The sequence below is a fragment of the Candidatus Ancaeobacter aquaticus genome (assembly GCA_030765405.1).
Classification (GTDB): Bacteria; Auribacterota; Ancaeobacteria; order Ancaeobacterales; family Ancaeobacteraceae; genus Ancaeobacter; species Ancaeobacter aquaticus.
Map to the genome: position 1 here is coordinate 1 of JAVCCP010000042.1, position 21,746 is coordinate 21,746.

Annotated in this window: 22 protein-coding genes; 4 read left to right on the plus strand and 18 right to left on the minus strand. The window is 38.3% G+C overall.

The features are described from left to right. Window positions 1-183: 183 nt before the first annotated feature. The 12 genes from P9M13_05215 to P9M13_05270 all read right to left on the minus strand — a co-directional run bounded on the left by P9M13_05215 (window position 184) and on the right by P9M13_05270 (window position 13,368). Window positions 184-711 (minus strand): hypothetical protein, encoded by a 528-nt coding sequence (locus tag P9M13_05215; protein MDP8262684.1) that lies wholly within the window; start codon window positions 709-711, stop codon window positions 184-186. Between the two features lie 52 nt (window positions 712-763). Then, the gene (locus P9M13_05220) at window positions 764-1,381 is read right to left on the minus strand and encodes a hypothetical protein (protein MDP8262685.1); all 618 of its coding nucleotides are present in this window, start codon (window positions 1,379-1,381) and stop codon (window positions 764-766) included. Window positions 1,382-1,614: 233 nt separating this feature from the next. Then, the gene (locus tag P9M13_05225; GenBank protein ID MDP8262686.1) at window positions 1,615-4,839 is read right to left on the minus strand and encodes a Fic family protein; all 3,225 of its coding nucleotides are present in this window, start codon (window positions 4,837-4,839) and stop codon (window positions 1,615-1,617) included. Further along, window positions 4,826-5,002, minus strand: coding sequence for a hypothetical protein (locus P9M13_05230; protein MDP8262687.1), 177 nt, complete (start codon window positions 5,000-5,002; stop codon window positions 4,826-4,828). The genes P9M13_05225 and P9M13_05230 overlap by 14 nt, the downstream gene beginning before the upstream one ends. 172 nt (window positions 5,003-5,174) lie before the next feature. Continuing rightward, window positions 5,175-6,407, minus strand: a complete 1,233-nt coding sequence (locus P9M13_05235; protein ID MDP8262688.1) for an ATP-binding protein — start codon at window positions 6,405-6,407, stop codon at window positions 5,175-5,177. Between the two features lie 299 nt (window positions 6,408-6,706). Further along, entirely contained in the window at window positions 6,707-7,423 is a 717-nt protein-coding gene (locus tag P9M13_05240; protein MDP8262689.1) for a ubiquinone/menaquinone biosynthesis methyltransferase, read from the minus strand. Continuing rightward, window positions 7,401-8,462, minus strand: coding sequence for a cyclic dehypoxanthinyl futalosine synthase (mqnC, locus tag P9M13_05245; protein MDP8262690.1), 1,062 nt, complete (start codon window positions 8,460-8,462; stop codon window positions 7,401-7,403). The genes P9M13_05240 and mqnC overlap by 23 nt, the downstream gene beginning before the upstream one ends. After that, entirely contained in the window at window positions 8,459-9,310 is an 852-nt protein-coding gene (locus tag P9M13_05250) for a menaquinone biosynthesis protein (protein ID MDP8262691.1), read from the minus strand. The genes mqnC and P9M13_05250 overlap by 4 nt, the downstream gene beginning before the upstream one ends. A gap of 3 nt (window positions 9,311-9,313) precedes the next feature. After that, window positions 9,314-10,420, minus strand: a complete 1,107-nt coding sequence (locus tag P9M13_05255) for a CofH family radical SAM protein (protein ID MDP8262692.1) — start codon at window positions 10,418-10,420, stop codon at window positions 9,314-9,316. Window positions 10,421-10,423: 3 nt separating this feature from the next. Continuing rightward, the gene (locus tag P9M13_05260) at window positions 10,424-11,068 is read right to left on the minus strand and encodes a flavin prenyltransferase UbiX (GenBank protein MDP8262693.1); all 645 of its coding nucleotides are present in this window, start codon (window positions 11,066-11,068) and stop codon (window positions 10,424-10,426) included. Between the two features lie 13 nt (window positions 11,069-11,081). After that, window positions 11,082-11,936, minus strand: a complete 855-nt coding sequence (locus P9M13_05265) for a UbiA-like polyprenyltransferase (protein MDP8262694.1) — start codon at window positions 11,934-11,936, stop codon at window positions 11,082-11,084. Further along, entirely contained in the window at window positions 11,905-13,368 is a 1,464-nt protein-coding gene (locus P9M13_05270; protein MDP8262695.1) for a menaquinone biosynthesis decarboxylase, read from the minus strand. The genes P9M13_05265 and P9M13_05270 overlap by 32 nt, the downstream gene beginning before the upstream one ends. A 167-nt stretch (window positions 13,369-13,535) precedes the next feature. On the opposite strand from P9M13_05270, the gene P9M13_05275 reads away from it, so the two are divergent. Further along, window positions 13,536-14,348, plus strand: a complete 813-nt coding sequence (locus P9M13_05275) for a DUF1189 family protein (protein ID MDP8262696.1) — start codon at window positions 13,536-13,538, stop codon at window positions 14,346-14,348. Between the two features lie 47 nt (window positions 14,349-14,395). On the opposite strand, the gene P9M13_05280 is transcribed toward P9M13_05275, so the two are convergent. Continuing rightward, entirely contained in the window at window positions 14,396-14,614 is a 219-nt protein-coding gene (locus P9M13_05280) for a flavin reductase (protein MDP8262697.1), read from the minus strand. Between the two features lie 99 nt (window positions 14,615-14,713). Here P9M13_05280 and P9M13_05285 point away from each other — a divergent pair, with 99 nt between their 5' ends. Beyond that, entirely contained in the window at window positions 14,714-15,181 is a 468-nt protein-coding gene (locus P9M13_05285; protein ID MDP8262698.1) for a hypothetical protein, read from the plus strand. A 102-nt stretch (window positions 15,182-15,283) separates the two neighbouring features. Here P9M13_05285 and P9M13_05290 read toward each other — a convergent pair whose 3' ends face one another. The 4 genes from P9M13_05290 to P9M13_05305 all read right to left on the minus strand — a co-directional run bounded on the left by P9M13_05290 (window position 15,284) and on the right by P9M13_05305 (window position 19,318). Next, complete coding sequence (locus P9M13_05290; GenBank protein ID MDP8262699.1) at window positions 15,284-16,456, minus strand: tetratricopeptide repeat protein; 1,173 nt, start codon at window positions 16,454-16,456, stop codon at window positions 15,284-15,286. Window positions 16,457-16,514: 58 nt separating this feature from the next. Continuing rightward, entirely contained in the window at window positions 16,515-17,690 is a 1,176-nt protein-coding gene (locus P9M13_05295) for an MFS transporter (GenBank protein ID MDP8262700.1), read from the minus strand. A gap of 77 nt (window positions 17,691-17,767) precedes the next feature. Continuing rightward, window positions 17,768-18,061, minus strand: coding sequence for an STAS domain-containing protein (locus P9M13_05300; protein MDP8262701.1), 294 nt, complete (start codon window positions 18,059-18,061; stop codon window positions 17,768-17,770). A gap of 15 nt (window positions 18,062-18,076) precedes the next feature. Further along, window positions 18,077-19,318 carry a glucose-1-phosphate adenylyltransferase gene (locus P9M13_05305; GenBank protein MDP8262702.1) on the minus strand — a complete coding sequence of 414 codons (1,242 nt, stop codon included), beginning with the start codon at window positions 19,316-19,318 and terminating at the stop codon, window positions 18,077-18,079. A gap of 130 nt (window positions 19,319-19,448) precedes the next feature. Here P9M13_05305 and P9M13_05310 point away from each other — a divergent pair, with 130 nt between their 5' ends. Next, on the plus strand, window positions 19,449-19,592 hold the full coding sequence (locus P9M13_05310; GenBank protein ID MDP8262703.1) for a hypothetical protein: 144 nt from the start codon (window positions 19,449-19,451) through the stop codon (window positions 19,590-19,592). A 14-nt stretch (window positions 19,593-19,606) separates the two neighbouring features. Next, window positions 19,607-20,716 (plus strand): iron-containing alcohol dehydrogenase, encoded by a 1,110-nt coding sequence (locus P9M13_05315; protein ID MDP8262704.1) that lies wholly within the window; start codon window positions 19,607-19,609, stop codon window positions 20,714-20,716. Between the two features lie 56 nt (window positions 20,717-20,772). Here P9M13_05315 and P9M13_05320 read toward each other — a convergent pair whose 3' ends face one another. Next, window positions 20,773-21,726 carry a DHH family phosphoesterase gene (locus tag P9M13_05320; protein ID MDP8262705.1) on the minus strand — a complete coding sequence of 318 codons (954 nt, stop codon included), beginning with the start codon at window positions 21,724-21,726 and terminating at the stop codon, window positions 20,773-20,775. Between the last annotated feature and the right edge of the window lie 20 nt (window positions 21,727-21,746).

A 21,746-nucleotide genomic window follows, 5' to 3' on the forward strand; every position in this document is an offset into this window, starting at 1 on the left:
ACGTCTTAAGATCGGATCCTTAGAAGAATGGCTTAAGAAAACATTAGAAGCTTATATTCATAATCCTGATATTGATCCTTATTTACTCTTACCTCCCAAATAATTCCCCCTTTTGCTCACCGGTTACGAATTATAAGATTTTGAGTATTATCTCATATTGTAAATAAATTGTAATGAAATGACTTACCAGCATCTTCCACGCCATCTCCGACCACCATACCAACCTCTACGACGATACCCCCATCCCCACGACGGACCGCATCCTCCCCATGAACCAAACGAAAAGCCCACGTTCACAGGCGGGGTATAGTAATCATACGTATATATTGTAGTCGGCTCGGGAACAACATACGTAACTTGCGGGGATGTTACAACTGTCTGTGGAACAACACGTTTTGCAACAGGAGTAGGTTTTGCGCTAATCATATAGTTTATGACATTGTCACTTACCCCGACATTTTTAAGATTAATAATATCAGCTACAGAAAGATCATATTCTGCACCGCTATCATTGATTTTGTTGATAATAATACTGTCACTGAGCTTTGCGTTACTCATCTCAATAATCTCAAGCGGAGTAACAGGACCTTTGTAAACACTATCAGGATATGTTGCGGGTGGAACAGGTTTTTTTACACCCTGCGCAAAACCGAGGGAAGACACCAGCACAAAAGAACTCAATAAAAGAGTGACAATCATTAACTTTTTCATACTCCCCTCCCACACACATTACAACGCAGGCTATATGAAAAAGTTCCCACTTTTATTTTCTGAGTTTTTTAAACTCGCGTTTACATTTTGGGCATAACTCAAGGATCATTTCATCAAGATCTTCTATTGATTTAACCGGCCCCATAATACATCTTTTATGATCGCATTCTTTTAAGCCGTATGATTCCCCTAACTCATGAACGGCCATTTTGAACGCCCGTTGTTTGAATAACTGCTTGTTAGGCTTCCGGCCGTAATACTGCTCACGTAAGGGCGTAAGAGACATAATAAGCCGTTTTTGGCTCCTATTTATATTGCCAAAAACCGGTTCCGGCCCCATGAGAGGCTTATTAAGAATAGCAAACATTCTTTCGTAGGTAACTTTAAAGACCCTTCGACCCTCATCATACCCTTCAAGCGCATTCATAGCCATATTCCCGGAAACTTTCTCGGAGTTAAAATCGTACGACACAGAAGGCATAGATACGCCCCTACCGACATCAACAGGTATTCCCATCACTTTGTCGGTTATATTAGCGATAGTCTCTACCAGGCGCCTGTCAACATCCCCCATCGGAATCATCTGCACCCCTTCAGAATCAGCAAAAACCTTACCAAAAAATGAAACACAAAACAGTAGCACTAATACCGCAGTTATCTTTTTATTCATTATAAACCTCCATATAACATTTATGGAATAAGTATACTTCATTCCTTCTAAAATGAAAACTTCGTTTTCTAACATTCTTACATATTCTCTCACTATCAATTTAAAGAAATGGCGAAGAAGTGGTCAGATGCAAGGCGCGTTCAAGCGACCGCGGGAGACGTACAGTATAGTACTTCGTACAAGGAAGCGCGGAAACGTAACACAGCAGATGGCCGCTTATCCGCCATTTCTAATTATTCAGACGTACCGGTGCGTTGAAATGTTTCAGTAATGTGGTCAATATTTTTGCGGTAAGATTTATAGCTAGAGGTAGAGGGTCCCGGAAGCTTATGAACCCGTTTTTTGATAAACTGATATATCTGGTTTTTATCGAGTTTGTCGTGCTCGGTAATAATCCTGAACTGTGAGAGGCTTACTTGATCAAAATGCACGCTCAGACCTGATTTTGCAAGAATATACATCATGATAAGAAGCCCTGTGCGGTGATTTCCATCATAAAAAGGATGACTGGAAACCACTGTATAAAAAGCATCAGTAGCTAAACGGATAGGAGTTCTAGGTATCTTCCCATTTTTGTAATATGCATTTATCTTACCTGTCAGCCACCATGTCATAAACCACTGATAACCTGAACGGAAATCCCCGTATTTTTTCTTCTTTAAAAACATAGGCCGTATCGGCATGCGTGTCTTTCCGACGAGCTTGTTCCATTCCTGCACATCCTCAAAGTTAATCTCTCTGCCTGTTTTTAATAGATTATTTACATTCTTAACAGCACCCTTAAAACGCTTATATTCTTCGCTATCGAACAACCAACTAAATACATTATGGTCAATAGGATATTTCTCTTCAAAGATCGTTACCGAAATTGGTAGAGACCTGGCAAGAGCTCTGAGCTTATCGTTTGGAATTATTTTACCGTCTTTTATTTCGCGGTCAAGCCAGTCGGAAAACCGGGAGAACTTACCGTCGAAATCTGGAATATCAAAGTAGCTGGATACAGCGGCAGACTGTAATGCAAAAATGAAATTCTGTATTGGGGGGGTAAAATTATCCCTTAAAATCGGTAAGATACTTTCAATATCAATACCAAGCGTATTCATAAGACTATTGACATACACTGCGTCACGTTTCATCTGCTCTTTTTCAAACGTATCTCCGCCCTTGCCAGTCACCTCATGACACAGCTCATGAAATACACCAACCTCTAAAAGAAGATTTTGTATTTTTTTATCTTTTATTTCATACAGCGCTTTATTGATACCAATAAAACCGTTTCGTATATGGTCTTCGAACATGTGTGATGATTTGTCTAGGATAGAAAAAACGATTGTGGAAGGAAGTTTCGCTATATCACCGCCAACGGTTTTAGTCCTGGATACAGCCTCAGATATCGCTGCTTTCACAGCCGCATCTGTAATTCCCGTTCCTTTTTCTAAAATTACATCAAACTTCCTGCCAAGAACATCGATCCGGTGCTCCACCGCTTTATTTTTAGAAACAAGTTTCTTCCCGAACTTCTTCGCATCATCCGGCGTTTCAAACTCAATCTTCTTTCCATCTTTTATAGACTCTTTACTGTAATACGGGGCCTTCACCTGCATATAGTCGGCTTTTACTGGCTCAGTATCTTCATCTGCTACTATCTCATCTTCAAGGGCCTCTCCTCTATCTACTTGCGGCAATTCCGCTTTTTTTACTTCTTCTTTCTTCGATTTATCTTTTTCTAACTGTGCGTTCAGACCTTCAGTAAACGGTACAGCTGGCATTTTTCGTGCTCTTTGTTTATAGTGCGCGACATACTCCTTTAAATATTCTGGGGTAATTGTGATATTGGAAACTTTAATAAACTCTTTTGCTTTATCCGCATACTCCGTATCATTCTTTAAAAGTTTATTATCAGATAAAACCCTTATGATTTCATCATTGGTTAACGTATGCAATGGAACTAAACGCAGACAATTCTTTCTGAGCTCATTGAAGTTTGCTGAGGCAATAGCCGCATGGAAGAACGCTTCGTGCTCTACACCGCCGGCACGGGCTACTTTCATACAGATACCAATAAAATCCCTTTCTATCTCGGCAAAATCAAGATCTTTCTTGTCTCTTGTAACAACTAACGCCTCGGGAGATTCCTCTAAGATATCTTCGCGACTTACAATCGCAGAGCACATTTCTTTTCTAAACCGCTTGAATAACCTTAATCGTTCTTCTGATGTTTCATTGATTTCTTTTACTAAACCGGATTCTAAAAGGAGTCCCCAGACCAAATGCTGGACTTCGTGAATTAGTGTTGTTTGTTTAATTAATTGGTTCTTATCATCCGGCACTATGCAATAGGTGGGTTTTATACCCCTGTTACCTTTGGTAAGGGTAAACCCGTAAGTCATAACATCATTATCTAGCACGGTCTTATCAAAATATTCGTAAAACCCCGGATCCATAAACAAGACCGGTATTCCAGGATACAGTTCACGGTACGTTACCTTCCCCTGAGAACGTGTCAGCACTTCATCCCTATCAATATCGTCTGCAAATTCTCTATCGACAGAATCATTTAAAAGATATTGAGTTTCCGAGCCTTTGTGCAGCATAAGAAGATTATTATTTTTTGGCAATTCGTTATTAAAACTATTTATCCCCCGAATATAGTACGATTGATACTTTTCTGGGACAGCATCTAATAGTTTGTCTTCGAGATCATCTATCATTGCTTCTTTTGTTGGCATGGATAACGTACGATCGGAAAATATCTCAACTAAACGCACATAATACTCACCATTTATACGTGCAATCTCACGATACATCCATTCATTCTCATCCAGATATCTGTTATACATATAATGCATCGGCCCGGCTATGAAAAGAGCGGAAAAGAGAACTGAAAGCGGCGTTAATCCATACAATGTGATCACCGATAGATTTAAAATTGAGACAAAAACGATATCTCTAAACCTCGGTTTTACTCGCTCGCCCATCTTTCCCGTAAACACATGCAAGAACCCAAACATCAGTGCAGATAAAGTCAGACTCTGAGGATACGTCATACCATACCACACACCGGATATTGCCCCAACACCCCAGAATAACTGCTCAATCAATACTTGCACAACATCAAGTGTTGTCTCTTTGTACCCATATTTTAAAAGTAACACAGTCAGCCACGGCCACCGTGCACCGCGTTTAACCGCTTCTTTTTCTCTTTCTTTTTCCCGCTCACTTTGAACAGTATCCGGTAAACGTACGGTTTCTTCTGGTTCTTCAAGATTGATCACATCAAGCTCTTTTTCAGAAAATATCGAATCAGGGGCAAGTGTCTTTTTTTCTATAGTTTGTGCCCCAAGGGGAACAACGGAAGATAATAAAAACGATACGAGAATAGAAATATGCACAAAGCTTTTCATGCAGTTTTTAACATGGGGCCATAACAAATTTTTATGCAATTTATGATTTATCATCAAACACCGTAGTTTCTTTTACAATGTCATTTAAACAATCAAGTTTCTTATGAAATTCAATCTTAACATCTTTAGGATACGGCAACACTTTGCCTGAAAAAAGCATTCTTCCGACACGCGAGAGTTCAGCGGATTCAAGCACTTCAATAAGACGCGTTTTCATGTATTCACCTACTATGAAGTATACACCATAAATATCCTTTTGTCAAGAAGGTAGGAAAATTTGAGTGGACAAATTGTGGGCTACACTAACAATTTAAACAATATGCAGAATTAAGAACTACTGTTTTTAGTTATGATTTTTGATGGAATGTATGAGTGTAGAATACTGTTAGCTACGTAAATATCCCTTTTATTTCCCAGGGATATATATATGATGGGGTTTTCTTCTGACCTAATAAACCTACGATCCTATATTCATCTATCTTATACTTTCCAGCAAAATAATCTATGGCCTTATTTTTAAAACGCTCAAAATTAAGCTTAACTTCAATCGGCAAGATCTTGTTTTTCACATTGAGTATAAAATCTATCTCTTTTTTATCCATAGTTCTCCAATAACAAACATTATTTTTTGAATATTCTTTTACAAGCTCTGCAAAAATGCTATTTTCAAAAACATTCCCAATAATCTCTTTCTGAAGACTTTTCAACCAAAGCATTTGCATTAAACCGCAATCATAGAAATAGATTTTAGGGACTTTAAAAAGTTCTGACCTTAAATTCTTGCTATAAGGCCGTACCAATTTAATTATATATGTATTTTCCAGTATGAAAAGATAGTGCTCAACAGTTTGTTTTGCAATATTACACGTATTTGACAGCTCCGTTATATTGAGCATCTGTCCTGCTTGAGAGGCCAAAACTTCCAACAATTTATTAAATTTATCTATATCTTTTATCAATGCAAGGTCACGAATGTCTTTCCGTACATATGTATCAATTATTTGCTGCAGGTACCTTTCTTTTTTATCAAGTTCATCTATTAACACAATCTTTGGATACCCGCCATAAAGTACATATTCTTTGTACAAAAGTTTTAGTTCATCTATTTTCTTATCCGTTAATTCACCGGTAATTTTCTCATCATATTTTTTACCTTTAAACAACAAATATTCTTCAAAAGACAGATTAAATACCTCAAAATCTACTGTTCTTCCGACCAGTGAATCTTTAAATTTACTTTTAATCTCAAAGCTTGATGAACCCGAAACGATCAGTTTGATATTCTTATGGTGGTCTGAGAGCAATTTCATAAACGAAGAAGGATTCTTTAAGTATTGTATCTCATCTATAAATACATATATCCTTTTTTCTAAATCAAAACCTTCTTCTTTTAGGTGATTTAAAAACTGTTCTATTCCCGCATCAATAATTGCTACATATCTTGAATCTTCAAGATCAATAAAATACACCTCTTCATTTCTCTCTCTTAGGTAATCTTCCAGAAAATACAGTATGCATGTTTTACCAACCTGTCTTGCGCCATGTAATACAATTATATCGTCTGTATTTAAGTATTCTACAACCTCATCAACAACTCTTCTTTTATAAATATTTTTGTGCATTTTTACAATCCTTTACAATATACATTTTACTATACATTTAATTTAAAGTAAAGTAAAGTTTAATTGTAATTATTCTCAAGCCCAATACACTCTATCGCACTATATCGGGACATTCTTCTTATCCAACTCATACTCAACATCTTACACGTTAATTATTTAACACTGGCAATTACAGGCAGTAATTACGTCGCAACTATCTACTTGTGAATAAGTTAAAAAGAGTGTCCCTCTTTACTTTGGTTACAGCAAATATTTATACAAATGTAATGGTGAAGGAATTATCTTTGCTGTATTGGTTGTCATTTTTCAGCAATAAAAAGAGATGCGATACCAAAGGAAAGAGGTTCAACCCTGATATTTCTAAAGCCAGCTTTACGCATAAGCCCGGTTATAACACGATTTGTCGGAAAATTTATAATAGATTCAGCAAGATACGTATATGCCTTACTATCGCCTGATAGCAACCATCCCATACAAGGCAAGACAGTTTTTAAATAAATTTTATGGAACAATTTCATGATTGGATTTTGTGGTGCAGTAAGTTCAAGTATCAGGACTTTACCTCCACGCCTTACTAACCTGGCCATTTCATTATATACATGATCCACATTTGTGACATTACGCAATGCAAACGACATTGTCACACAATCACACTTTTCCATTACTCCGGTATCTTCAGCGCAAACACATTTGAAATCGAAGATAGTATTATCTTTAATCTTATTTCGTGCCACATCAAGCATGTGTTCTGATATGTCTATTCCTATCCCGCGATGTAATTTAAATTTCTTGTTAAATAAGATTAAAAGTTCTCCTGTCCCGGTACAAAAATCTATTACCGTCCCATTTTTTGGACAGCCGGACTCTTTCAAAACCCGCCTGTACCACAAACGATAAATACCAAAGCTGAGAATATAGTTAAGAAGATCATATCGCGATGCAATGTTATTGAAGAGATTACGTATATAATCTCCCTTTTGAGGATCATGTGAATTAAAAGTAGCGAATGATTTCATATTTTGAATTTCGCTGTGCAGGTATCATCCCTGCAGATTGTATAAGATGGACAATTTTATCTACTGTCATAGAGTTATTAATTCCTGTTGCTTTTACCACAACTTCGTCCATAAGAATACCACCCATATCGTTTGCCCCAAACATAAGACCGATCTGTGCAAGTTTCTCGCCTTCGGTTACCCAACCGGTATGTATATGCGGGAAATTATCAAGATATATGCGCGAAATCGCAAGCATCATGAGGTAATCAACGCCGCCTGCAGCTTTAAGTGATGAGAGCTTTGTATTACGCGGGGAAAATGTCCATGGTATAAACGCCTTAAACCCGCCCGTTTCATCCTGAAGATTTCGGATACATTCAAGATGCTGCATACGTTCACGTGTTGTTTCAACCATACCAAAAGTCATTGTTGCCGTAGTATGCATATTAAGCGCATGAGCTGACTTCATCACCTCTATCCACTCGCTTGTTGATGTTTTATTAGGACTTACTTTTTTCCGTACACGATCAACTAAGATCTCCGCGGCACCGGGAAGTGAGTCCAGCCCTGCCTCCTGCATTTTTTTTAGAACTTCTTCGGCTGAAATACCTTCCTTTTTAGATAAATATACAATCTCAGCCACTGAAAACGAATGAATATGTACCGGAAAACTTTCTTTTATTTTTTTTAGAATAGACAAATAGTACTCAAGATCAACCTCTGGATTAAGCCCTCCCTGCAACATGACTTGAGTCCCACCCATATCTACAAGTTCTTTAACACTTTTAAGTATCTCATCTTCATTTAAAAGAAATGCTTTTCTTGACTGAGGAGAAACATAAAACGCACAGAAATCACACTGACAGACACATACATTAGTAAACGTAATATTTCGATCAATAACAAATGTCACGATCGGTTCTTTATGATGAACAGCTTTTCTAGACTCGGCAATCGCACCAAGTGTGACAAGATCAGCATTAAAAAGAAGTGTCCCTTCATCGATTGATAGACGCTTCCCTTCTCGTGCCTTTGTTAATATTGAGTCTAGATTCATACTGCACTCATTTCTTCTTGAAGCAATACACGCGGGGTAAGATAATTAAGCTTTACCTTATCTTGGATATGTCCGCTTTGCCGTGCATATCGGTAAAAAAGTTCTAACCCTTTTTTACATGAATACGTGAAATCATACTGCACGTGTTTAAAGTACTCTGTAAAGTTTATGCCGCTCACCTGACGCTCCGCCTCTTTTATTATCTCTTCAAGATTATAAAAACCGGTAAAGAGCGAATCTTTTAACCACGGTAATATATATGATGCATATTCAATATTCTGAGAGGCCCACTCGCGATCCATAACCCATAGCGCAAATACAAATTCTTTTTGAGTTGCATTATGCCATAGCTCTGCAAGATCATAAATATAGATATTTTTTCGATACCGGTTTTTAAGCGCATCATCACCTATTAATAGCGCCGCATCGAATTCTTCTAACATTGCATTCAGATCAGGCTGCATAACGGTAAAAGTATTATTGTACCCACAGAATTGTTTTAAAATTATTTTGAGAAGCACGTGAGATGTCGCGCTCGTATCAGTAAGCCCTATATGTGTATCATGAAGTTCTTCTAACGGATATTTACTAAACAAACAGACACTCATCACCTTGATGCGTGAATTAAGACACAGCTCAGGTAATAGTAGATATTTTTCCTGGTTACGCGCATATTCAATAGAAGATACCGCGCTCACATGAAGTTTTCCTTTGCGCATAAGTGCATTTAACTCAGATGGCGTTCCTTTTACGAGTTCGTAGTTACTGCCTTTTTCACTTTGCGAGAGGCCATAATATACCGGTAGACAATTTATATACGAAGGATACCCTATTCTTATTTTTTTCATATATCAGACCTTTAGCGTTACAGGTTCAGATTGTGCATGTCTTTTTCTATAAACACTGTCACATTCGATCGGAATTCTTCCGGCATTTTCAATAATGCGGATCATATCTTTTTTATCACCGCTTCGTGCGGTTTTCGCTCCCGCTGCATGCACGATCTTTTCTTCAAGCGAGATACCGCCGATATCATCAGCGCCAAAAAATAGCATGGTCTCTGCCATTTTCATTCCTGAATACATCCAAAGCGCCTTAATGTGAGGAACGTTATCAAGAACTATACGTGAGATTGATATCATCTTAATATCATCTATACCCGTTGTACCATATGGGATTGATTCAATTTTTGTGTTCTCTGGATGAAATGCAAGCGGCACAAATGCTAAAAACCCGTTTGTCTTATCCTGCAGATCACGTAATGCAAGCATATGATCTATCCGTTCCTTAAAAGTCTCATAGTGCCCATAGAGCATCGTTGCATTTGTTTGAATACCCATGCTATGTGCTGTTTCCATAACCTCAAGCCACCGGTCTCCGGATATCTTATCAGGACATATCTTTTCTCTGATACGTCCAGAAAATATCTCGGCCCCACCGCCAGGCATACTACCGAGTCCCGCATTACGCAGTTCTAATAATACGTCTTTAATGTCCATGCTATAGATACGAGAAAAATAATCTATCTCAACGGCAGTAAAAGCCTGCACGTGTATACCGCGATCAACGTCCTTAATCCGGGAAAGCATATCGATAAAATAGCTAAACGGTATATCGGGTGAAAGGCCACCGACAATATGAACCTCAAACAAACCTTTTTCATATAATGAACGTACCTTCAGCTCAATATCATCAAGTGACAGAATATACGATTCTTTATCTTCCTTTTCTTTTGAGAATGCGCACAATGGACACATTAACTCACAGATATTGGTATAATTAATATTAAGGTTTTGTGAAAAGAATGCGTTATTGCCAATTTTATTCTTTCTCACAAAATCAGCCATTTTTCCAAGCGCGGGTATATCATTACTGTTGCCAAGATACATACACTCGTCACGGTCAAGCCGTACACCTGAGAAAACTTTTTCTTTTATTTCATTGAGTATGCGTGACATGTGTTATCCATTAGGGGCTTGTGAAATATTTGTTTTTATTGTTCCTTTGTTCTTTACCCCGTCCCACCTGTTCATGATATTGGTATCGACACCCATACGATCAAGTATCTTTGTAATAACATAATTGATAAGATCATCAATAGATTGTGGATCGTGGTAAAACGCCGGTATGGGAGGAATGACCGCGGCCCCTGCATGTGTGAGCTTGAGCATATTCTCGAGATGGATCGCAGTAAACGGTGTCTCGCGAGGAATGATAATGAGTTGTCTCCCTTCTTTTAAAGTGACATCAGCTGCTCGCTCTAAAAGATTTTCTGATCTCCCCACTGCAAGTGCAGAAAGCGTGTTCATGCTGCAGGGAACAACGATCATACCTTTTGTTTTGTACGAACCGCTTGCTATTGGCGCAGTAAGATCATGAATATCATGAAATCTCACATTATGGGACATCTCTCCAAATAGCGAAGAAAGATACCTTGTATCTGAAAGGGCCTTGGGATTAATGCCAAGTTCTTCTTTCATGATGAACTTAGCCATATCAGTAATACATAACTCTATATGACAATTATTTTCAAGGAGCACATCAATTAGGCGCTTTGCGTACACCATGCCACTTGCACCACTAATACTAACAATATAGTTATTCATGTTTTACACTCCTTTAATATGCAATTTTGTCGGCTATTGTAAATACAAGCAAGATAACACTTATCCATGCATTCACGGTAAAAAATGCGGTACTCATATTTTTCACCCTATCTTTCTTGAGAAGCATATGTTCATATATCAATAATAACGAACATATTGTAACACCTAAAAAATAGAATATCCCTAAATCAAGTGTAAAGCCAATAAGAAAAAGAAGAAAAGTCATCATAAAGTGACACGCTGATGAAATAAGGAGTGATTCTTCAATCCCGAACCGTATCGGTATTGAACGAAGATCGTGTTCTCTATCAAAATCATAATCACCGCACGCATACAAAATATCAAACCCTGCAACCCATAATATCACCGCAAAACCCAAAACAAGTATAGAAAAAGAAAAACTGCCAGTTACCGCTAGCCATCCTCCGACCGGTGCACAGGCAAGAATGGCCCCTAAAACTATATGCCCTACCCAAGTAAACCGTTTTAAATATGAATAGATAAAAAGAAGTGCTAAGGCCACCGGAGACAAAACAAAGCAGAGCCTGTTAAGCATGTATGAAGAACACTCAAAAACGAGAATGGAGACAATGATAATAGCTACAACCGTCATACCATGCATATCACCGCGGGAAAGAATTCTGTCTTGTGTGCGAGGATTTAGCTTATCGTATTTCAGATCAATAATGCGATTGAGCGCCATACCGGCTGTACGTGCACTGACCATAGCGATCGTAACCCATACAAATATCAGTATCTTCCCTTCGCCCGGTGCAAGTAATAGCCCGATATAGGCAAACGGTAATGCAAACAACGTATGCTCAAACTTAACTAACTTAACGAACTTTTTTATCCAGTGTAATTCCATATTCTTCCCATTTCTTATTTACCATTTCGATTACTTCTTCACTCATCTTTATTTCATCCGGCCACGGACGCGCCATACCTTCTTCAGGTGTTTTACGTGTAGCATCAATGCCGATCTTTGTTCCAAGACGTAACTGACTTGTCGCATGTTCGAGCTCGTCGCTCGGGCCTTGCGCAAAAAAGACATCACGTTTCGGATCAATAAAGTTAAATGCACGCCACGCAACATCTGAAAGATCCTGCACATCAACATCGTCTTCAACAACAATAATGATTTTTGTTGAACTCATCTGCCCCATACCCCACAGACCGTAGACAACTTTTCGTGCATGCCCCGGATACTGTTTCTTTATCGATACTACCGCACAGTTATGAAACACCCCCTCTATAGGAAGATTGATATCCACTATTTCTGGATGCTGCATTTTCATAAGAGGCAAAAATATCCGTTCTGTCGCTTTTGCCATGTAACAATCTTCCATGGGAGGTTTACCCACAACAGTCGCCGGATAGATCGCGTCCTTCCGGTGCGTGATACATGTCACCGTAAACACCGGAAACGTGTCTTCGGGGGAATAAAAACCGGTATGATCACCAAAAGGGCCTTCAGTCCTTGTCTCTTCCGGATCAATATATCCTTCGAGAACAAATTCGGCTGATGCAGGAACTTCAATATCAATTGTCTCGCATTTCACCATTTTAACGGGTTTCTTCTTGAGAAATCCCGCAAACATCATCTCATCGATATCATATGGCAACGGTGCGGTAGCGGCATATATCACTTCAGGTTCAGCCCCGATAACTACCGCAACAGGCATTTTCCTTCCCGCCTTTTTATACTGGGCATAATGTGTCTTACCATCTTTATTTACATGCCAATGCATCCCCGTTTTGTTTTTATCAAAGATTTGCATGCGGTACATACCGCAGTTTCTCGTGCTATTCTCAAGGTCATTAGTAAAAACCAGTGGAAGAGTAACAAATGCCCCGCCATCACTCGGCCAGCATTTCAAAACCGGTAATAATCCCAAATCTATACTGTCTTTTATTACCACATCTTTACATGGCGCATTCTTCATTTTTTTCGGAACACATACGGCAAGTTCTTTCAGCTTGGGAAGCATCATAATCTTATCTATCAGCGATGAGGGTATTTCGGGATTAATAAGCTCACGAATTCGCGTAGCGATCTCTTCAACTGAATCAACTGATAATGAAAGCGCCATGCGCCCATATGAACCAAAGAGATTTGTCACAACGGGAAATGTTGAACCTTTTACATTACGAAAGTAGAGCGCATTACCCTGTTTTTTGCTCACTCTATCAGTGATCTCAGTAATTTCAAGGTCAGAACTCACTTCAGCATCAATATAGGTAAGCTCACCTTTTTGATCAAGCGTATGTATATATTCTCTTAAATCTCTATACGACATAAACTATTAAATCCTAAATGTTTCAGACTACCGAGACTAAACTGTTAAAAAAGGGGACAGTCCCCTTTTTAGAGTCATTTTCTGTTTTAATCAATAATAATATATGCTATACTTATTGCAATCTAAAAATAAGAATTATCTGTTATCTTTAAAGAAAGGACATATGCATGAAGGAATATTCAAAAATATCTGCTGTATTTATGTCGTTTTTCTCAAAAAACCTCTATCGTGACGTTGCAAAAAACTGGAAAGGGGTATCCTTTTTCTATTTATTCCTATTACTAGCAGTCTGTACAATCCCAAGCATAATTGAACTACAAAAAGATACCGCACTCTTTTCTCTAGAAGCCCCCGAACTGATAAACCAACTTCCAAAAATAACCGTTACAGACGGTACTGTCTCAATAGACAAGCCTATTCCCTACTATATAAAAGATCCGCAAACAGGAAGGAACTTAGCTATCATTGATACCTCAGGAAAAACTAAGAACCTTCAAGACAGCGAAGCAACAATACTCGTTACAGATAAACAATTTATGACAAAAAAGAATGATTATGAGACAACTATATATGATCTCAACAAAATAAAACAGTTTTCAATTAACAAAAATATGATTTTTGATTGGCTGCACCTGATCAACAAATGGTTTGCATTAAGTCTTTATCCTTTGATCGTCATACTGTCATTTATGTTCCATGTTATACAAGTTTTGATTTATGGCGCTATCGGTAAATTGTTTACAAAAATGGGCAAGAAAAATCTCGGTTACCAGGTCCTCGTACGCATAAGTGTTATCGCAATCACACCGGGAATAGTCCTCGGCACAATTCTTCAGGGATGCAACATACAATTTCCTCTGGCAGGATTGGTAAGCATTATTCTTGCAATGCTCTATCTTCTATATGGGATCAGTGTTAATGACAGTGAAGAAATACCGACGCCACAAGAAACACCAGTTATTCCTACAGACAATCAATAAACAATATTTACTATAAAAAAGGCCCCCAATTAAATCGGGGGCCTTTTTTATTTCTTCACATTAAGTGTATCAGCAGGAATAGCAAAAACAGTGTTACCAAGATGATGCAACGTCTTTCCTTCAGGTTTTTCAACGAGCAGTCTTTCATTAAAAACACCCGCAAGACATGCCGCGTATACGCCTTCACCGATAAACAGCGTCACATCTTCTGTTTCAACAGTTTGGATAAGCTTACATTCAATATATCCAATACATCCACGGGGTATATACGCATCAGCACCGCAGTGTTCATAGTATTCTATATAAATATTGCTTTTTTGTCTCTCATGGACTACTGTTATTACACACTAACAAAAGGAGAGAATATGAGAGCTCTTATCTGTGCAGTACTTTTAGCTTGTTTTTGTGTTACCGGATGTGAAACAGTAAATGTTGATTATGTCGGAGACACACTCCCGCAAACAACACATGCTGACATCTTTTATAATCAAAGCGATGTCCCTCAAGACGCTAAGATCATTGGCCGTGGGATAGCAACCATTCCTGAAGGCATGAATAGTGAAGATGCACGTATGCAACTAATGCATTCTGCAGAATCTAAAGGCGCTAACGCTGTACTCGTCGGAAAAACAACAGAAGTAAAAACCGGTGCAACTACGTGGGGCATGCAAGATTACCCATATAACGGTTTCGGAGGTTGGGGTAACTGCTGGGAATATGGCCCGAACAGTTGGATCGATGGCGGTGGCCCATATGATTTTGGTCCCACACAAATAGCTATTGATTACGCTCTTAAATGTAAATTGATATTCTTAGAATATCCGAACGACTAACTTTTTGACTTTATCTAAAAAAAAGGACTATCGCTAACGCGATAGTCCTTTTTTTTCTATGGTATTTGCGAACAACGAACAACGAAAATCGATAAACGTTCTTTATTGCATTGCTTGTTTCAGTTTTTCAGAAAACTCTTTCGGCACTTTGTAGCCAAGCGACTCGGCTTTCTTCATATCATCATAGCTTTTCTTGTAGCGTTTCTTTAAAAGAAAGGCTTGAGCTCTCCTAAAATAGAAAACTGCCGCATCAGGCTTAAATTTTAAGGCCTTAGTATAATCAGCTATCGCCTTGTTATAATCTTTTCTCACCGCATGCATTTTACCGCGATTGTAGTATGCACCCGCGGATTTTGGATCAAGAGATATCGCTTTATTAAAATCGGTAATTGCTTCTTTAATCTTACCTGTTTGACTATACGCAATACCGCGATACACAACGGCATCAACATCTTCAGGATCGATAACCACCGCCTTATTGAATTCTGCAAAGGCTTTTTCGTTTTCCCCAACCGCTTTATAGGCATTTCCACGATTAATAAAGATCGATACCGGATCAAACTCTGGATCGATCTCAAGTGACGCATTGTAATCATCCAAAGCCTTTTGCATATCACCTTTACGCTGATATGCCAGACCTCGGCATGCAAATGTTTCCGCTGATCTCGGGTTTAGTGTAAGAACCTGGTTATAATCTTTTATAGCGTTATCAATACCACCAATACTTGAATACAACTGCGCCCTATAAAAAAATGCCTCATCAAGCATTGGGTCAAGTGTTACTGCTTTTGTATAATCATCTAAGGCTTCATTGATATTCCCCTTCATCCGTTTGATGTTCGCCCTATCACTGTACGCGCTTGCCATAGTAGGACTTATACTGATTGCACTATTATAATCAAGTAACGCCTTATCAAGATCACCTTTTGCGTAAAAGCAATACCCTCTGCTTTCATATATATCCGCAAAATCCGGATTTAATTGTATTACCTTATTAAAATCCTTAATGGCATTATCATAGTCACCAATGGTCAGATACGACAACCCTCTCCCGTTGTATGCATCACTAAAATCGGGATAATCGTTAATGATATTTGCAAATAAAGGAATGGCCTCTTTGAACTGCCCGGAAGCAACCAGCCCCCACGCTTTTTCAATCTGTTCAACAGCACCAAACGGATCTTCTTCTTGGATATTTTCAGATAAAGATATATTAGGCAAAATTGCGGCAAACAGAAAGGATGCTACTAAGATAGATGCTTTTATTTTTTTCACGTACACAGTATACCGTATATATGTAAAGTTTTCAATCACAATGTCAGAGATGAGAATGCTATCCTGTCTTATATCCTTTTAAACGTTTTCGTATATAATGCCCAAAACTTAACGCCCCAAAGAATACTACAAGAGCAGATAAATAAAACACATAATTAATCCCTATGAAGTCCATAATTATGCCAAACAATATCGGGGCAATTACAAAACTAATACTGCGGGCTGCATTAAATATACCCATCCAAGCACCCATACTTGTCTTTTTCCCAATGCCTACCGAAAGACTCGTAAGTGGCGGTAACGCAATTGCAAGCCCTACCCCAAGAAACGCTCCGACAAAAAATAATGCGATAAAATCAGGACAAAACGGCATTCCAACGAGTGCAAACATACTAATTGTGGTCCCTACACCTATTTGAATTAATTTCTCCACGCGATCCAGTTTGTCAGCAACCCATCCAAACGGTATTTGTAAAATCCCCGCAAGCAATACACCCGTTGACAATATGATACCGACATGTGATGCATCAACATGTATATTTTCAGCAAGAGATGGTAAAAACGACATAAAGACAACCATTATTAATGTAATGATTACGGTAATAATGAGTATCGCTTTAATGAAATTATATTTTATGAGACTGTGAAAATCAGAAGGATTTTCCGGTGGTGCAAGCTCTACATTTTTACAGTCGGGTAAGAAAAAAACAACAATCAAAAAGTTCAGGACTCCCAAACCGCTCATCATGTAAAATACGGCATGAGTCCCGTACAATTTAAAAAGTATGCCGCCAAATAATGGCCCGGTAGCAAGCCCAAGACAAAACATCATATTAAGCGTACCTGTAACAATACTTTCCTTCCCTTCGGTAGCTATATCACCGACATATGCCATTACAATAGGAATAATAAGCCCAGCTGAAAATCCGTGTATCACTCTAACAAGGGTGAGCTGGAATACCGAATCCGTATACGGATAAAAACAAGATATCACTGCGTAGAGAAGCAGTCCTGAGGCAACAAATATTTTTCTTCCTCTCTTATCAGACATTTTACCGACAAAGGGCATTATAATTCCGCGGGAAATACCAAAACCTGCAAATATCATTCCCATCCAGAAACCATTTGCATCATGACGTTCGGAAAATTCGGGAAGAAAGGGTGAGATGATACCAAGGCCAAGCATCGCTGAGAAACCGGCCATTAAAAGAATAAAGAAAGGAAGCTTTTTCATCTTGTATCCCAATACATAAAAAAAAATGGTCAGAGTTTTACTGTGTTGCTCGATATAAAACTCTGACCACTAAAATATTATTTAATTTTTAATTGTCTGTCTAACCCGGCTAATCTGAACACTTTCATCACATTATCATGTACCTTGATAACGGTAAGGTTCTCAGCCCCGATCTCTTTTGATACTGCGATACAAATACGTAAGAACGCTGATGCTATATAATTGACCTCGGTCATATCAAATACAACAGGTTTATTTATGTTACGTACTTTTTCATATAAACCTTGTTCCCACTTTGTGCAGTTGACACTGTCAAGCCGGTGTGAAAATGCACAAATAAGTTTCTCGTCGCCATCAGTATAATGAACCATTCATAGCCCCCTTTGTTATATTACTGTTCCAGATGGAATAACTGTACCTTTTAAGATAACGGTAATACCATCTCGTATCATACAATATTCATTCTCGAGTTCATCGAGATTGTCCTTATTTACAATTTTTACATTATCCCCTATCCTGACATTCTTATCAATAATTGCATTCTTTATTTCGCAATTTTTACCAATACCAAGAGGAGGAACACCCGCAGGTTGATCGTTAGGTGATTCATAATAGTCACTACCCATGATAATTGAATCATCAACCGTTGATCCTTCACGAACAATACTTCTTAATCCAATTATAGAGTGAGTAATACGGGATTTCTCAATAATTGAACCTTCAGCGATATTTGAAGCATCAATAAAACTATCTTGAATTTTTGACAGCGGCAGATATCTCGGCCGAGTAAAAAACTGCCAGTTTTCATCAAACATATCAAGCGGCGGTATATATTTCGTAAACGCAAGATTTTCCTCGTAGAACGCTTTTACATTTCCGATATCTCTCCAGTAACCTTTATAGGTAAATGCAAATGTGTTTTTGGATTGTATCGCATCAGGGATTACTTCCTTACCAAAATCGGCCTTTTTATTGTGAGTAAGCAATTGCAGCAGGACATCTTTCTTAAAAACATAAATACCCATAGATGCCAAAAACGACTCTTTTCCGTCAACATCAACTGCTAAATGGTCAATGAGTACTTTTCCCTGTGGTTTCTCAATAAACTCTTTAATTTTGCAATTATCATCAATACCCATTATTCCCAAATCAGGAGTTTCTTCTTTAGGAACGGTATTACACGCAATTGTTATATCCGCATCTTTTTCAATATGAAATTGCACAAAAGCTGCTAAATCCATTTTGTATACCTGATCACCGGACAATATGATGATATACTTTACCCGCGGATCGCTGAAATGCTTAAAACACTTTCTTACCGCATCCGCAGAGCCCTGAAACCAATCTTGCTGACCAGGAGACTGTTCGGCTGCAATAATATCCACAAAACCGTGTGAAAAAGCATCAAGTTTGTATGCGCGAAATATATGCTTATTTAAAGATTCTGAATTAAATTGTGTTAGAATTGCAATTTTACGCAGTCCGGAGTTAAGGCAATTACTAATAGGAATATCAATCAACCGATATTTACCTGCTAAAGGAACAGCCGGCTTTGAACGATATTTTGTTAAAGGATATAACCGAGTACCTCTTCCACCACCTAAAATAACACTTAATACATCTTTCATTATATATGTCCTCCCTTCGACCCTTATAATCATACCCTTTTTTTCAATAATAGCGTACTTTTTTTATTTTGAAATGTTCTTTTTTTATATAACAGTTTATAATATAAGTCATTACAAGGAGGAACTTACCATGATAAAACGTAAAGATGAACGTGTAAGTAAAATAAGAAAGAATATGCGTGTCGCGCCGGGTGAGGTTACTATTAACCATTATTTCAAAAAAGATGAGATGAACGTCCCCTACCGATCTTATTATAACGGCATTAATTATTGAATATAACTCATAATATGATTATACCTGAAAACATACTTCTACCGGAACAAACATTGTTTAGAAAGAATGCTGCCTGCGAAATTGCAAAAGCAACACAATCATACGGTTCACACGGCCTTATTGTCCATGGAAACTCTCTTGACGCTCATGGCAAAAAAGAACGCATCCTGAAAAATTTCTCTCACCCCGAACATATTGCATTGTTCTGCCGAAACGGAGGAGAACCAACACTTGAGGAAGTATCAACGGTTATCGCAAAAGCAAAAGAATCAAAAGCACAGTGGATTATCGGAATAGGTGGAGGAAGTGTTTTAGATCTCGCAAAAGCTGCCGCCGGACTCTTTAATGCAAAAGAGTCACCCGTTGTGTATCAGAAGGGCAAACGACTGGAAAAGCCCGGCATCCCTTTTATTGCAATCCCAACTACTGCTGGAACTGGCTCAGAAGCAACCTCAAACTCTGTCATTAGTAATCCTGAAAGAAAAACAAAGCTTTCTATACGAGATAAAAGCTTTATGGCAAAGACCGTCATTCTCGACCCATCACTACTTGAAGGAATTCCGAAAGAATCCCTTGCCTATTCTGCCATGGATGCACTCGTTCAAAGTTATGAATCATATATATCTAAAAATGCCTCGTGGCTCACTGAAACATATGCCCTTAAATCTATAGAGCTCATTAACAATAATATCATTCCTGCATATACTAAACCGACTATTGAACACCTTTCGGCATTACTCTTGGGAAGCTATCTGGGAGGTATCGCATTCTCTCACTCTCGCTTAGGCGTCATACACGGCATTGTCCATCCGCTTGGCTATCTATACAAAATTCCACATGGATTACTCTGTTCACTTTGTTTTATCCCTTCAATACAAATAAACAAAAGTGTTATAGGGGAAAAATATGATATTCTCTCCTCGGTAATGAAAAACGACATTATTATCCGTTGCCAGGAACTCTTAAAGACATTACATATTTCTTCGCCTTTAAAAGGAATGGCTATTCTTGAAAAGGAAATGATAATTTCCGAAACACTATCCTCGGGATCAACTGCGGCAAATCCAAAGAAAATAACTCGAGAAGATGTGGAATATATACTTAATTATCTCTTTAATGTTTAGCAGTCGCAAAACCACTTAATATGAAGATTTTGTCACAAATCTGAAATCGTAGATTCTTAACGAACAAGTTTTGCCGCTTGTTTTAAAAGATTTTGGATAAGAGACGGCCTATTAGAAATATAGCATCCCGCTACATCGGCATGTCCTCCGCCACCGAAGAGTTCTGCAAGGTGCGCGACATTTATCTTTCCTTTGGATCGAAGACTGACACGCAAAAGACCCCTGCCTTTTTCTCTAAACAACACTGAGATCTTCACACCTTTTATTGACCGCATTTCATCAGCAACTGCGTCAACATCTTCGTCTTTACCTTTTATACGTTTAAAATCCTCTGCACGCACAATCGACCATGCAATCTTTCCACATTTTAAAAATGCGCATCGTGCAAGACATATTCCTGACAAGAGTGCTACTTCTCTTGTTCTTGACCAATACACCATATCAGTCAGTTTATAAAAATCAAGACCGGTCTCAAGCAGTTCTGCGCTCACTCTGAATGTAGAAGAATTAGTAGTTGGCAATGAAAAAGAATTTGTTTCAACTATAATTGAAGTCAGTATATTTTGTGCAATATCGCATGTTATCTTTATATTGAGCTTCTTAAGGAGCATGTAGATCAATTCACCTACAGATGATACCTTCAAATCAACTAACGCAAAATCACCGTATGGTCTGCGATACTCATGATGATCAATCTCTAATACTTGATCCGCAATCATAACACTATCAAACGGCTTGCCAAGCATTTCCGGACAATTACAATCAACAGATATAGCCAAATCGACTTTCTTTAAGAGCTTTTTTTTGATGCGACGTGCGCCGGGTAAACACCGAAACCTGTGAGGAACACCGTCTTGACTGATAAAATGGACACGTTTACCTATCTTCTCTAACGCCAAACCAAGAGATAAAAGCGATCCTATGGTGTCACCATCAGGATTGATATGGCACGCAACCATGATAGTTTTTGCTTTACGGATCATTTGCGCTGCTTTTTGCAGACCCTGCATAGGGACGAGTCTCCTTACCC